Origin of the sequence: Burkholderia puraquae (assembly GCF_002099195.1) — a bacterium.
Lineage (GTDB): Bacteria > Pseudomonadota > Gammaproteobacteria > Burkholderiales > Burkholderiaceae > Burkholderia > Burkholderia puraquae.
The window spans coordinates 57,472-70,114 of the sequence record NZ_NBYX01000001.1; the positions used below are offsets into that span (position 1 = coordinate 57,472).

The 12,643-nt window shown below is 68.0% G+C and carries 10 protein-coding genes; 5 read left to right on the top strand and 5 right to left on the bottom strand.

Going from position 1 to position 12,643, the window contains the following annotated elements; genetic code table 11:
* Positions 1-37: 37 nt before the first annotated feature.
* A complete protein-coding gene (gene aceE, locus B7G54_RS00235) occupies positions 38-2,719 on the bottom strand; it encodes a pyruvate dehydrogenase (acetyl-transferring), homodimeric type (RefSeq protein WP_085037218.1) in 2,682 nt (893 codons plus the stop codon).
* A gap of 173 nt (positions 2,720-2,892) precedes the next feature.
* Here aceE and B7G54_RS00240 point away from each other — a divergent pair, with 173 nt between their 5' ends.
* Entirely contained in the window at positions 2,893-3,348 is a 456-nt protein-coding gene (locus B7G54_RS00240; protein ID WP_085037219.1) for a MarR family winged helix-turn-helix transcriptional regulator, read from the top strand.
* 18 nt (positions 3,349-3,366) lie between these two features.
* Here B7G54_RS00240 and B7G54_RS00245 read toward each other — a convergent pair whose 3' ends face one another.
* Positions 3,367-4,485, bottom strand: coding sequence for a transketolase-like TK C-terminal-containing protein (locus B7G54_RS00245; protein WP_085037220.1), 1,119 nt, complete (start codon positions 4,483-4,485; stop codon positions 3,367-3,369).
* A 105-nt stretch (positions 4,486-4,590) separates the two neighbouring features.
* Between B7G54_RS00245 and B7G54_RS00250 the strand changes: the two genes are divergently transcribed.
* Together B7G54_RS00250 and B7G54_RS00255 are read left to right on the top strand one after the other, a co-directional pair.
* Positions 4,591-5,238: a glutathione S-transferase family protein gene (locus B7G54_RS00250; RefSeq protein WP_085037221.1), complete on the top strand. Its 648-nt coding sequence runs from the start codon at positions 4,591-4,593 to the stop codon at positions 5,236-5,238.
* Positions 5,239-5,440: 202 nt separating this feature from the next.
* Positions 5,441-6,958, top strand: coding sequence for a purine-cytosine permease family protein (locus B7G54_RS00255; RefSeq protein ID WP_244289227.1), 1,518 nt, complete (start codon positions 5,441-5,443; stop codon positions 6,956-6,958).
* A gap of 178 nt (positions 6,959-7,136) precedes the next feature.
* Here the strand turns inward: B7G54_RS00255 and B7G54_RS00260 are convergent, their stop codons facing one another.
* The 3 genes from B7G54_RS00260 to B7G54_RS00270 all read right to left on the bottom strand — a co-directional run bounded on the left by B7G54_RS00260 (position 7,137) and on the right by B7G54_RS00270 (position 9,596).
* Positions 7,137-7,892 carry a glucose 1-dehydrogenase gene (locus B7G54_RS00260; protein WP_085037223.1) on the bottom strand — a complete coding sequence of 252 codons (756 nt, stop codon included), beginning with the start codon at positions 7,890-7,892 and terminating at the stop codon, positions 7,137-7,139.
* 41 nt (positions 7,893-7,933) lie between these two features.
* Positions 7,934-8,470: a VOC family protein gene (locus B7G54_RS00265; RefSeq protein ID WP_085037224.1), complete on the bottom strand. Its 537-nt coding sequence runs from the start codon at positions 8,468-8,470 to the stop codon at positions 7,934-7,936.
* 208 nt (positions 8,471-8,678) lie between these two features.
* Positions 8,679-9,596 carry a LysR family transcriptional regulator gene (locus B7G54_RS00270; protein WP_085037225.1) on the bottom strand — a complete coding sequence of 306 codons (918 nt, stop codon included), beginning with the start codon at positions 9,594-9,596 and terminating at the stop codon, positions 8,679-8,681.
* 322 nt (positions 9,597-9,918) lie between these two features.
* On the opposite strand from B7G54_RS00270, the gene B7G54_RS00275 reads away from it, so the two are divergent.
* Entirely contained in the window at positions 9,919-11,235 is a 1,317-nt protein-coding gene (locus B7G54_RS00275; protein ID WP_085037913.1) for an MFS transporter, read from the top strand.
* Positions 11,236-11,391: 156 nt separating this feature from the next.
* Positions 11,392-12,642, top strand: a complete 1,251-nt coding sequence (locus B7G54_RS00280) for an MFS transporter (RefSeq protein ID WP_085037226.1) — start codon at positions 11,392-11,394, stop codon at positions 12,640-12,642.
* Position 12,643: the final 1 nt, after the last annotated feature.

Consider the following 12,643-nt stretch of genomic DNA (forward strand, 5'->3'; position numbering starts at 1 on the left):
CAGGCCGGAGCGATCCTGCCTGCCGCGCGCCGCGTGACTACACGCTGGCCGGATCGACCTTGTCGATGTCGATGCCGTAGCGCCGGATGGCCTCGCCTGCCGCGGCACGCGGTATCGCGCCGTCGTCGGCGAGCGCCTTCAGCGCCGCGATCACGATGAAGTGCCGGTCGACCTCGAAGAACGTGCGCAGCGCGTCGCGCGTATCCGAGCGGCCGAAGCCGTCGGTGCCGAGCGATACGAAGCGCCGGCCGTCGACGAACGCGCGGATCTGGTCGCCGACGATCTTCATGTAATCGGTCGCGACGACCACCGGCCCCGTGCGGCCGTCGAGGCATTGCTGCACGTATGGCACGCGCGGTGCCTGCTCGGGATGCAGCAGGTTCCATCGTTCCGCGGCAAGCCCGTCGCGGCGCAGCTCGTTCAGGCTCGTCGCGCTCCACACGTCGCTCGACACGCCGAAGTCCTGCGCGAGCAGGTCGCTCGCGGCGATCACTTCCCGCAGGATCGCACCGCTGCCCATCAACTGCACGTGCGGCGCATCGGTGCGCACCGCGCCTTCGCGCAGCAGGTAGAGACCCTTGAGAATGCCGGCCTGCGCGCCGTCGGGCAGCGCCGGCTGCGGGTAGTTCTCGTTGAGCAGCGTGATGTAGTAGTAGACGTCCTCCTGTTCCGCGAACATCCGCCGCAGGCCGTCGCGCACGATCACCGCGAGTTCGTACGCGTAGGTCGGGTCGTACGATACGCAGTTCGGAATCACCGACGACAGCACGTGGCTGTGCCCGTCGTCGTGCTGCAGCCCTTCGCCCATCAGCGTCGTGCGGCCCGACGTCGCGCCGAGCAGGAAGCCGCGCGTACGCGCGTCGCCGGCCGCCCACGCGAGATCGCCGACGCGCTGCAGCCCGAACATCGAATAGAAGATGTAGAACGGGATCGTCGGCAGGCCGTGGTTGCTGTATGCGGTGCCGGCCGCGATCCACGACGCGATCGCGCCTGATTCGTTGATGCCTTCCTGCAGGATTTGCCCGTCCTTCGCTTCCTTGTAGTAGCTGAGCTGGCCTGCATCCTGCGGCGTATAGAGCTGCCCGAGATACGAGTGGATGCCGATCTGGCGGAACAGGCCTTCCATGCCGAACGTGCGCGATTCGTCCGGCACGATCGGCACGACGAGCTTGCCGAGCGCAGGATCCTTCAGCAGCGTGCCGAGGATGCGCACGAACGCCATCGTCGTCGACAGCCCGCGCTCGCCGCTGTCCCTGAGCTGCGCGTCGAACGCGGCGAGCGGCGGCACCGGCAGCGGCGCCACGCGACCGAAGCGGGCCGGCACGTGGCCGCCGAGTGCGGCACGGCGCTCCGCGAAATAGCGCGCCTCGGCGCTGCCCGGTTCGGGTTTCAGGTAAGGCAGGTCGTCGAGCTGCGCGTCGCTGACCGGCAGCGCGAAGCGGTCGCGGAACGCGCGTACGGCATCTGCGCTCATCTTCTTCAGCTGGTGGTTCACGTTCTGGCCTTCGCCGGCTTCGCCCATCCCGAAGCCCTTGACCGTTTTCGCGAGCACGACGGTCGGCCGCCCGTCCGCGCGCATCGCCTGCGCGTAGGCCGCATGCACCTTTTCCGGATCGTGGCCGCCGCGCGCCAGTTTCCAGATGTCGTCGTCGGACAGGTCGGCGACGAGCTCGAGCAGTTCGGGATACTTGCCGAAGAAATGCTCGCGCACGTACGCGCCGCTCTGCGACTTGAAGGTCTGGTAGTCGCCGTCGACGCATTCCATCATGCGCTGGCGCAGCAGGCCCGTCGTGTCGCGTTCGAGCAGGCGATCCCAGCCGCCGCCCCAGATCACCTTGACGACGTTCCAGCCTGCCGCGCGGAACGTGCCTTCGAGTTCCTGGATGACCTTGCCGTTGCCGCGCACGGGGCCGTCAAGGCGCTGCAGGTTGCAGTTGACGACGAAGATCAGGTTGTCGAGCCGTTCGCGCCCGGCGAGCGAGATCGCGGCGAGCGATTCGGGCTGGTCCATTTCGCCGTCGCCGAGAAAGGCCCAGACCTTGCGGCCCTGATGTGCTTTCAGCCCGCGATATTCGAGGTAGCGCATGAAACGCGCCTGATACGCGGCCGTGAGCGGCCCGAGCCCCATCGACACGGTGGGGAATTGCCAGAAATCCGGCATCAGCCGCGGATGCGGATACGACGACAAGCCGTCACGTCCCGCTTCGCGGCCGGTCTCGCGGCGGAAGTTGTCGAGTTGCGCGTCCGTGATGCGGCCTTCCAGATATGCGCGGCCATAGATGCCGGGCGCCGAATGGCCCTGGATGTAGACCATGTCGCCGTCGAAGGTGTCGGTGCGGCCGCGGAAGAAGTGATCGAAGCCGACGTCGTACAGCACCGCGGCCGACTGGTAGGTCGCGATGTGCCCGCCGACGTTCGAATGCCGGCCGGCGCGCAGCACCATCACCATCGCGTTCCAGCGGATCATCGCGTTCAGGCGCCGTTCGAGTGCGAGATCGCCCGGATAGGGCGGTTGCCGGTCACGCGGCACGGTGTTCACGTACGCGGTCGTGACGCGGCCGTGCAGGTCGCCGTGGCGCGCCGCGTCGAGGTCGGAAAGCTGGTCGAGCAGGTAGTGCGCGCGCGGGCGGCCTTCGAGCGCGATCACGGATTCGAGCGCATCGAGCCATTCGCGGGTTTCCTGCGGGTCGATGTCGGGTAGCGCGAGAGGTGCGGTCATGCAATGTCTCCAGAAGCATAAGGCTGCGCGGGGCGACGGTCGTGGCGCCGCGTCGCGCGACGGGACGCCCGCCGATCGGCGGGCATATAGTTGCAATTGCAATCGTGTGAGGGCAATTGTTATCGAGGTAAAATTTAATTGCAACTGCAATTCAACGAGAGGAACGACCTGACATGAGCGCACCCGAACCCGATCTGTGGTTCTCGTTCGTCCGCGCGCACCGGACGATGATTCGCGAGATCGAGCGCCGCCTCGCGGCGGCCGGCCTGCCGGCTTATGCGTGGTACGACGCGTTGTGGGGGCTCGAGAGCGGGCCCGACGGCACGCGCCGCATGCACGAGCTGGCCGACGTGCTGGCGATCGAGCGCTACAACCTCACCCGGCTCGTCGACCGGCTCGAACAGGAGGGGCTCGTCACGCGCGCGCGGTCGGCGGACGACGGCCGCGCCGCGTATGCGAGCATCACCGACAAGGGGCGGGCGCTCCGCAAGAAGATGTGGAAGGTGTACCAGTCGACGGTCGCGGAACTCTTTCTCGACCAGTTCACCGGCAAGGAGCAGGCGGCGATGGCCGCCGCGCTCGACCGTGCGACCGCCACGGCGCGCGAGGCGGCGGCCGACGCGAAGTAGCGGCGGCCGGCCCGCGCGTCAGCCGCTCGCATGGCGGCGCATCGCCTGCGCGGCCCAGTCGGCCGGCACGCGGCCGTCGTCGGCCAGCAGGCGGAGCGCGACCGCAGCGATCCAGCGTGCATTCGGCGCGCGCGTGTCAGAGCCCGGGCCGGCCAGATCCGCGCCGAGCGCCGCAAAGCGGGCTGGTACGAACGCGCCGATCTGCGCGGCGACGTGCGCTGCGTAGCCCGTCACCGCGAGCACCGGTGTGCGGCTGTCGCCGATGCATCGGCGCACATGCGCGATGCGCGGTTCGGCATGCGGGTGCAGCAGGTTCCACCGGTCGGCCGCATGGCCGTCGCGGGCGAGCTGCGTGTAGCTCGGGCAGCTCCAGATCGTCGAGTCGACGCGCCATTCGTCGTGCAGCAGATCGGCCGCTTCCATCACCTGCGCGAGCGTGCTGCCCGCGCCGCACAGCCGGATCTGCGCGGCCGCACCGGCCGCCGCGCGCCGGCCGGCCCGCACCATGCCGCTGAATGCATCGCGGGCCGCCGTCGCCGACAGCGGCTTCGCATCGGGCACGGGATCGTCGTGGCTCGCGAGGTAACAGAACCCCGGCTGGCCGGCGACATAAAGCGTGCGCAGCGCGTGGCGCAGGATCGCGATCGCCTCATGCCCCGAAGCCGGATCGTACGGCGTGCACGCGGGATTCGCGGCCAGCCAGTGCGGAACGTCGGGTGTCACGCCTTTCGGCCAGGACGACGCGACCGTTTCGGCATCGTTCACGAAGATCCCGCGATCGACGGTTTCGATCGACGCCAGCCGCAGCCGGTCGGTCGCGCGCGCATGCAGCAGGTACAGCAGCGGTTTTTCGAACCGCTTGCGCGCATCGAGAAACCGCAGCGGCCACGCACTGATGCGGCGAGGCGCCCCCGCGTCTGCAGACGGCGCCTGCGCATCGGCACGCACGATCCATACGCGCTCCGATGTTGCCGCATCGCGTTCGAGGCAATCGGCGGCCGCGTGCATCGCGCCGAGCGGCGACACCGCACGGCCACGCGGCGCGAGCTGCTGCGTCAGCAGCCTTTCGAGGCAGGCCGCCGCGGCGCGGCGGGTGTCGGGCGTCCGCACGGGCGGACCGGATCGCGCAGTCTGCATGTCCCTCCTTCGAGTACTGGCATGTCGCCGGGACCATCGGTTCCGGCATAGGATTGCAATTGCAACGATTGTAGTTGCAACTATAACCGGAAGACAAGGACCGACATGATCTCGACGCATCCCCTCACGTTCTATACGGCCGACACGCCGAACGGGCACAAGATCGCCATTTACCTGGAAGAGGCCGGGCTCGCGCACGACCGCGTGCACGTGAACCTGTCCGCCGGCGAGCAGCGCAGCCCGGCGTTCCTCGCGATCAACCCGAACGGCAAGATCCCGGCCATCGTCGATCACGACACCGGGCTGACCGTGTTCGAATCCGGCGCGATCCTCGGCTATCTCGCCGCGAAGACGGGTTTTCTGCAGCCCGACACGCTGGCCGAGCGCACGGCGGTGCAGCAATGGCTGCACTTCCAGATCGGCGGGATCGGGCCGATGCTCGGCCAGCTCTGGTGGTTCCTGCATGCATCGAAGACGGTCAACGCGGAGGCGATCGAGCGCTACCGGAACGAGGTGCGGCGTCTCTATGGGGTCGTGAACGGCCGATTGGCAGAATCGGCGTATCTCGCGTCGGCGCGGTACTCGATCGCCGACATCGCCGCGTTCCCGTGGCTGCGCGCGGCGGCCGAACTCGATATCGATCTTGCCGGCTACCCGCACGTCGAGCGCTGGCTCGCCGGCATCGAGGCGCGGCAGGCCGTTCAGCGGGGCCTGATCGCATGTCGCGCGCCGGAGGAGGAGGACGCGCGCTGACGTCGCATCGCCCGCGCCGCACGGATGGCGCGGGCGCCGGCCGCTGGCCTGCCGGGAAACATCGTTCCCCTTCGTCGTAAACGTCTCGAATGCGTGATATTTGCGCTGCGCGATCCGGTTTAGAGTGGCCGCGAATCGATGACGATGTGTCGTATCGCCGCAGCACCGGGCGGTACAGATGCACCAGAGGAGTGGGAGACAAATGAGTGAAGGCAGGATTACGCAGGTCGAGTCGTTCGGTTTCGAGCGCATTCCCGATGCATCGCGCTATGCGCGGCCGATCGATCTGTTCCGGTTGCTGTTCGGCGGCTGCAATACATTTTCCACCTCGGTGCTCGGCAGCTTTCCCGTGCTGGTCGGGCTGTCGTTCAAGGCGGGTGTGTGCGCGATCGTGCTCGGCGTGCTGGCCGGCACCTGCATCCTCGCGCCGATGAGTTTGTTCGGCCCGCGCAACGGCACGAGCGACCCCGTGTCGTCGGGCGCGCATTTCGGCATTCACGGCCGGATCGTCGGCTCGTTCCTCGCGCTGCTCACGTCGATCGCGTTCTTCTCGCTCGCGGTGTGGAGCTCGGGCGATGCGCTCGTCGGCGGCGCGCACAACATGGTCGGCGTGCCGGTCAACGGCGTCACGCTCGGCGCGGCGTACCTGGTGTTCGCGGTGCTCGTGCTGATCGTCTGCATCTACGGCTTCCGCTTCATGCTGTGGGTCAACAAGATCGCCGTATGGGCCGCGAGCGTGCTGTTCGTCGCGGGGCTGTTCGCGTTTGCCGGTCTGTTCGACACGAACTACGCCGGCACGGTGCAGCAGGGCAGCGCAGGCTTCTGGGCCGCGTTCGTCGGCGCGGTGCTGGTTGCGCTGAGCAACCCGGTATCGTTCGCGTCGACGCTCGGCGATTGGGCGCGCTACATCCCGCAGCACACGCCGAAACATCGCGTGATGGGTGCCGTATTCGCCGCGCAGATCGCGACCTTCGTGCCGTTCTTCTTCGGCCTCGCGACCGCGACGATCATCGCGACGAAAGCGCCTGCGTTCATCGCGTCGAACGACTACGTCGGCGGCCTGCTCGCGATCTCGCCGCGCTGGTTCCTGTTGCCGATGTGCCTGATCGCGATCATCGGCGGGATGTCGACCGGCACGACCGCGCTGTACGGCACCGGCCTCGACGTGTCGAGCATGTTCCCGCGCCTCCTGAACCGCGTGCGTGCGACGCTGCTGATCGGCACGATCGCAATCGCGTTCATCTTCGTCGGGCGCTTCTGGTTCAATCTCGTCGAAAGCGTCGCGACGTTCTCGACGCTGATCGATACGTTCAGCTGCCCGTGGATGGCGATCATGGTGATCGGCTACGTGACGCGGCGCGGCTACTATCTCGCCGACGACCTGCAGGTGTTCAATCGCGGGCTGCGCGGCGGCCACTACTGGTTCGCGCATGGGTGGAACGTGCGCGCGATGGGCGCGTGGCTGCCGGCCGCGTTCGTCGGGCTGTCGTTCGTGAACTTGCCGGGCCAGTTCGTCGGGCCGCTCGGCAACCTGGCGGGCGGGCTCGACCTGAGCGTGCCGGTATCGCTGGTGGTGGGCGGGGTGCTGTATTTCGTGCTGCTGACGCTGCATCCGGAACCGGATGGCGTGTACGGTCCGCACGGGCGACGCTTCGTGCGCGGCGGCAGGCAGGCGGCGCGCGGCAGCGGCGCACCGGCGATCCAGCCGAAGGGATACTGAGCGGCACGTGGTGCATCGCTCCGTCGATGACAATGCCGCCGCGCGGGAGAGCCGCCGGCGGCATTGTCGTTTCCGGGCGTGTGATTGCCTGAAGGGGGCGGCCGTACATTCCACGCACTGCTCCCTGCCAACGAAAACGCCCGCCGGGTTGGCGAGCGCGCGTCGACCCGGATGCGTGTCAGTGGAACGAGCTGCCTGCGAGCATCCCGCCGTCGACGATGAATTCCGATCCCGTGCAGTACGCGGATTCGTCGGATGCAAGGAACAGCACGAGACTGGCCACTTCGTCCGGCTTGCCGATGCGCGCGATCGGCAGGCCGCTGTAGATCGACGATGGATCGAAATCCGCGAACTCGGGCGGGCGCGCCATCGCGGTATCGATGCCGCCCGGATGCACTGAGTTCACGCGAATGCCGTAGCGGCCGAATTCGAGCGCGGCGGCTTTCGTCATCCCGCGCACCGCGAACTTGCTCGACACGTACGCGCTGCCGCCCGCGACGCCTTCCATCCCGGCCGTCGACGACACGTTGACGATCGAGCCGCCGCCCGCCGCCTTCAGCGCGTCAAGCGCCGACTTCATGCCGAGCCAGCAGCCGATCTGGTTCACGTCGATCACCTTGCGATAGTCGTCGAGCGAACACGCTTCGATGGGCACGAGCTTCAGGATTGCGGCGTTGTTCACGAGGATGTCGAGCCTGCCGAACTGCGCGAGCGTCGTATCGACGGCAGTCTGCCAGCCGGCTTCGCTGGTTACGTCGAGATGCTGGAATCGTGCGGCGTCGCCGAGTTCGGCCGCGACGCGCCGGCCGGCGTCGTCCAGCACGTCGGCGATCACCACGCGTGCACCTTCGGCGACGAACCGGCGCGCTTCCGCTTCGCCCTGGCCGCGGGCACCGCCCGTGATCAGCGCCACCTTGCCTTCGAGTCGTTTCATGCTGCTTGCTCCTGTGAGTGAGAGGGGACGCGCACGGCCGCTTACGCGGAGGCGGCTGCCGCGTCGATGAGGCGAACCGGATCGGCGCCGTTCCATGCAAGGGCTTCGGCGATGCCGCGCACGATCATGTCGCGCATGCCGGCGCCTTCGATCACTTCGATGCGCACGCCGGGATCGTCGGCGTCGTCGAGATATACGACGCGGGTGGCCGGGTTGCGCGCATCGAACACGACACGCAGGCCGCGGGCCGTGAGCCGCACAAGCGCGGCATCGAGATCGTCGACGACCCACGCGACGTGATGCAGCCCGACGAGCGGCTGCCCATGCGCATCGCGGTACGGCGACGGTGTGTCGTTCGTCACGTGAATCAGTTCGATCTGCAGATCGCCGCGATACGCGAGCCCGACGTCCATCGCGACCGTCACGGGTTCGCCGAGATGACGGCCGTCGAGACGCACGTTGCGGAACACGGTCCACGGGCCAACGTCGTGGCGTTCGCGCCAGCGCGCGATGCTGCGATCGAGATCGGCGACCACGTAGCCGATCTGGTCGATGGGGCCGAGGACAGGGTCGTTCATGGCGTCTCCGTGGTGGACGCACGTGTGCGTGCCGCGCGATGAATGACGGCCATGATCGCAACAAAGCGCGCGCGGCGTGCCATCCAAACGGATGAGTGCACGCGCTTCGTCGTGGCGTGGCGGGTGGGTGGGGGCGACTGGGCGCGACGATGCCGATGCGCGAAGCGGAACGGAGAGGGGGAGCGCTGCCGGCCGGGCGGTCTGCGCGTTACCGCGCGTTCGGCCCCTTGACCGTCAGCCGGCACACGGTCGCCAGTGCGAGCAGGTTCGGGTCGCGCTCCCGCCGGTGCAGGAAGCTCAGGCCGATCGTCTGGCGGATCGTGGGCCCGGCGAGCGGCACGAGCGCGATCTTGTGCGCGAACAGGTCGCGCACGCGGCCGGGCAGCAGCGAGCAGCCGACGCCGCCCGACACGAGGTTGATCAGCGAGAAGATGTCGCCCACCCGCATCACGACGTTCGGCGTGACGCCGGCCGCGCGGAACGCTTCCGTGAAGCCGTGATGCGTTGCGAAGCCTTCGCCGAGCGACACGTACGGCACGTCGCGGCACGCACCGAGATCGATGGCGTCGTGCTGCGCGTACGGCGAGTCGATCGGCGCGGCGAAGTACATCTCGTCTTCGAACAGCGCGATCGATTCGATCTCGGCGTCCGGTTCGGGCAGCGCCATCAGCGTCGCGTCGATCGCGCGCTGCCGGAGCTTGTCGAGCAGGTCGGCGTTCGAGCCGAGCACGAGCTCGGCCTGCAACTCGGGACGGCGCTCCTTCAACGCGATCACGACTTCGGGTACGGTGCGGATCGTCAACGAGTAGAGCGAACCGATCTTCAACTGGCCGGCGCCGTAGCCGGCCGCCTCGCGCGTCGAGCGGATCCCGTCCGTCATCGTCTTGAGCACTTCGCCCGCGACTTCGGCGAGCACCTGCGCGGCGTCGGTCGGAATCAGGTTCCGCCCCTCGTGGCGGAACAGCGCGCAGTGCATCCCTTCCTCGAGCGTGTGCAGCGCGCGGTGCACGCTGACCGTGCTGACGCCCAGCGCTTCGGCGGCCTTCGCGAGGCTGCCGGCTTCCATGAAGGCGAGCAGCACCTCGAGCTTGCGGAACGTGATCTCTTCGTTGATGCGGTTGCGCATGGTGCGATCGACGGGAAGGGCGGCCGACGATTCTGCCGCAGAACCCAGGCCGCAACAATGCGCGAATTTCCGGGGTTTTCGCATGATGGAGCCCGGCGGGCAACATTTAATCTCCGGCTAATCATCTGCCGCGGGCGTTAATTGATGCGGGTTTTCGGCGTCCCTATGATCGTTTCACGCCGGTCGTGCGCGCGAGCCGCGAGGTTCCGATGGTGCGGGCCCGTGCCCTACCGTCCGGCGATACGAACAGCCGGTTCACCCATGCCAGCCACGGAACGCGGTACGCATGTGGCGCGGCGCCATGAGACTGCAGGAGAAAGGCATGCGCGACTCACGTCGGAACTCGCGGCATCGGCAGGTGGTTGCCGCTGTCGTCGGCAACACCCTCGAGTGGTACGACTTCATCGTTTACGGCTTCTTCTCCGGCATCATCGCGCGGCTGTTCTTTCCGGCCGAGAGCCAGTACGCGTCGCTGCTGATGTCGCTCGCGACCTTCGGCGTCGGCTTCTTCATGCGCCCGGTGGGCGGCATCCTGCTCGGGCTCTATGCGGACCGCAAGGGCCGCAAGGCCGCGATGCAGCTCATCATTTTCCTGATGACGCTGTCGATCGCGCTGATCACGTTCGCGCCGTCGTACGCGGCGATCGGCCCGGCGGCGCCGATCCTGATCGTCGTCGCACGGTTGCTGCAGGGGTTCGCGACCGGCGGCGAATACGCGAGCGCGACCGCGTTCCTCGTGGAAAGCGCGCCGGAGAACCGGCGCGGGCTATACGGATCGTGGCAACTGATCGGCCAGTGTCTCGCGGTGTTCTCGGGTGCCGCGATGGGCGCGTGGGCCACGCAGTCGCTGTCGGAGGCGGCGCTGCATAGCTGGGGCTGGCGCGTGCCGTTCGCGCTCGGGCTGCTGATCGGGCCGGTCGGCCTGTGGATCCGCCGGCACATGGAGGAGACCGAGGCGTTCCTCGACGCGAGCAAGTCGACCGTCGAGCCGCCGGCGAGCGTGTCCGGCGTGCTGCGCGACAACCTGCGCGGCGTGCTGGTGTCGATGGGGCAGACGATCACCGGCACGGCCGTGTTCTACGTGATGCTCGTGAACATGCCGACGTTCGTGCACAAGACCTTCGGACTGCCGCTCGACCAGGTATTCAAGGTGCAGATGGCGGCGGTTGCGCTGCTGACGGTGACGATTCCGGTCGCGGCGCTCGTGTCCGACCGTATCGGCCGGCGGCCCGTGCTGATCGCCGGCACGCTGGCGCTGCTGACGGTCACGTATCCGCTGTTCTCGTGGCTGGCCGCGGCGCCGGGTATCGGGCGCCTGCTCGCGATGCAGCTGGTGATCTGCACGATCATCGGCATCTGCTACGGGCCCGCGCCGACCACGCTCGCCGAGCAGTTCGCGACGCGTTCGCGCTCGACCGGCATCGCGCTTGCCTACAACGTCGCGGTGATGGTGTTCGGCGGCTTCGCGCCGTTCATCGTCACGTGGCTGACGCACGCGAGCGGATCGCCTGTCGCGCCCGCTTGGTACGTGCTGTTCGCGGCGTCGTTCGGGCTGCTCGCGAGCGTGTTCATGCACGACGGCGCGCCGTGCGTGCTCGCGCGCCGGCAGTTTCAGGGCGAGCCGTTGAGCGCCAAGTAGTGGCCGTCGCCCGCTGCACGCGCTGGCGGCCCATCGGCGCAGGCGGCATGCAGGGTGCCTGCGCAGCCGATGGTTAGCATCGCGGGCGGCGGCCTACCGCGGCCGCGGCCCGGTCGTTACGCTTGGGCGATCATCCACTCTGTACGGAAGGTCGCCATGTCCCGGCTCGACTACAAGCTGCTCGGCCCCTGCCTGCTCGCCATCGCGATCGACGCGATGGGATTCGGGCTCGTCTATCCGATGATGTCCGCGATCTTCAGTGATCCGCACGCGGGCATCCTGCCGGCCGATGCCGGCGCGCACGCACGTAATTTCTACCTCGGTCTCGGTTACGGGATCTACCCGTTGTGCATGTTCTTCGGCTCGTCGCTGATGGGCGACCTGTCCGATCGCTACGGTCGCCGCAGGATCCTGCTGCTGTGCGTGCTCGGCCTCGCGGCCGGCTACGCGATGATGGCGGCCGGCGCATGGCACGCGAGCGTCGCGCTGCTGCTGGCCGGCCGCGGGCTCACCGGGCTGATGGCGGGCTGCCAGGGCATCGCGCAGGCGGCCATCACCGACCTGAGCACGCCGGAGAACAAGGCGTACAACATGAGCATCATGTCGCTCGCGTTCAGCGCAGGCGTGATCGTCGGCCCCGTGCTCGGCGGCGTGACGTCGGACCGCACGATTTCGCCGCTGTTCGACTACGGTACGCCGTTCGTGCTGGTCGCCGCGCTGTCGCTGATCTGCGCATTCTGGACCTGGGCGTCGTATCGCGATTCGGCCGCGCCGCGCGGCGATTCGCGCATCGATCCGCTGCTGCCGCTGCGGATCATCGGAGAGGCCGCGCGCCAGCGCAACGTCGCGTTCCTGTCGGCGGTGTTCTTCCTGATGCAGGTTGGCTACGGGCTCTACCTGCAGACCATCATGCTGCTGCTGCAGGCGAAATTCGGCTACACGAGCGCGCGGCTCGGGCTGTTCAGCGGGGTGATCGGCCTCTGCTTCGTGTTCGGCCTGCTGTTCGTCGTGCGGCTGATGCTGCGCGTGTGGCGCGTGGTCGACATCGCGAAGACGGGCCTGCTCGTCGCGGGCGCCGGCCAGGTCCTGTCCGCGCTGTTCCCGCATGAGCCGGTGCTATGGGTGCTCGCGATGGTCGTCGGCTGCTTCGACATGGTCGCGTATACGACGATGTATACGGCGTTCTCCGACGCCGTCAGTGAGGACCGGCAAGGCTGGGCGCTCGGCGTTGCGGGCTCGGTGATGGCCGTCGCGTGGGTCGTGACGGGCGCACTCACGAACCTGCTGCCGGTGTTCGGCGAGACCGGCCTGCTGTTGATCGGCGGCGCGGGCTTCCTGCTGAGCTTCGCGATGATGGTCGCGTACGGTCGCACGCAGCCGGGTGCGCGAACGGCCGCGCTGTCGTAGG

What these genes read in the sequence shown, in the direction of transcription:
- aceE (WP_085037218.1), bottom strand. Translation starts at nt 2,719, where the DNA reads ATGACCGCACCTCTCGCGCTACCCGACATCGACCCGCAGGAAACCCGC.
- B7G54_RS00240 (WP_085037219.1), top strand. Translation starts at nt 2,893, where the DNA reads ATGAGCGCACCCGAACCCGATCTGTGGTTCTCGTTCGTCCGCGCGCAC.
- B7G54_RS00245 (WP_085037220.1), bottom strand. Translation starts at nt 4,485, where the DNA reads ATGCAGACTGCGCGATCCGGTCCGCCCGTGCGGACGCCCGACACCCGC.
- B7G54_RS00250 (WP_085037221.1), top strand. Translation starts at nt 4,591, where the DNA reads ATGATCTCGACGCATCCCCTCACGTTCTATACGGCCGACACGCCGAAC.
- B7G54_RS00255 (WP_244289227.1), top strand. Translation starts at nt 5,441, where the DNA reads ATGAGTGAAGGCAGGATTACGCAGGTCGAGTCGTTCGGTTTCGAGCGC.
- B7G54_RS00260 (WP_085037223.1), bottom strand. Translation starts at nt 7,892, where the DNA reads ATGAAACGACTCGAAGGCAAGGTGGCGCTGATCACGGGCGGTGCCCGC.
- B7G54_RS00265 (WP_085037224.1), bottom strand. Translation starts at nt 8,470, where the DNA reads ATGAACGACCCTGTCCTCGGCCCCATCGACCAGATCGGCTACGTGGTC.
- B7G54_RS00270 (WP_085037225.1), bottom strand. Translation starts at nt 9,596, where the DNA reads ATGCGCAACCGCATCAACGAAGAGATCACGTTCCGCAAGCTCGAGGTG.
- B7G54_RS00275 (WP_085037913.1), top strand. Translation starts at nt 9,919, where the DNA reads ATGCGCGACTCACGTCGGAACTCGCGGCATCGGCAGGTGGTTGCCGCT.
- B7G54_RS00280 (WP_085037226.1), top strand. Translation starts at nt 11,392, where the DNA reads ATGTCCCGGCTCGACTACAAGCTGCTCGGCCCCTGCCTGCTCGCCATC.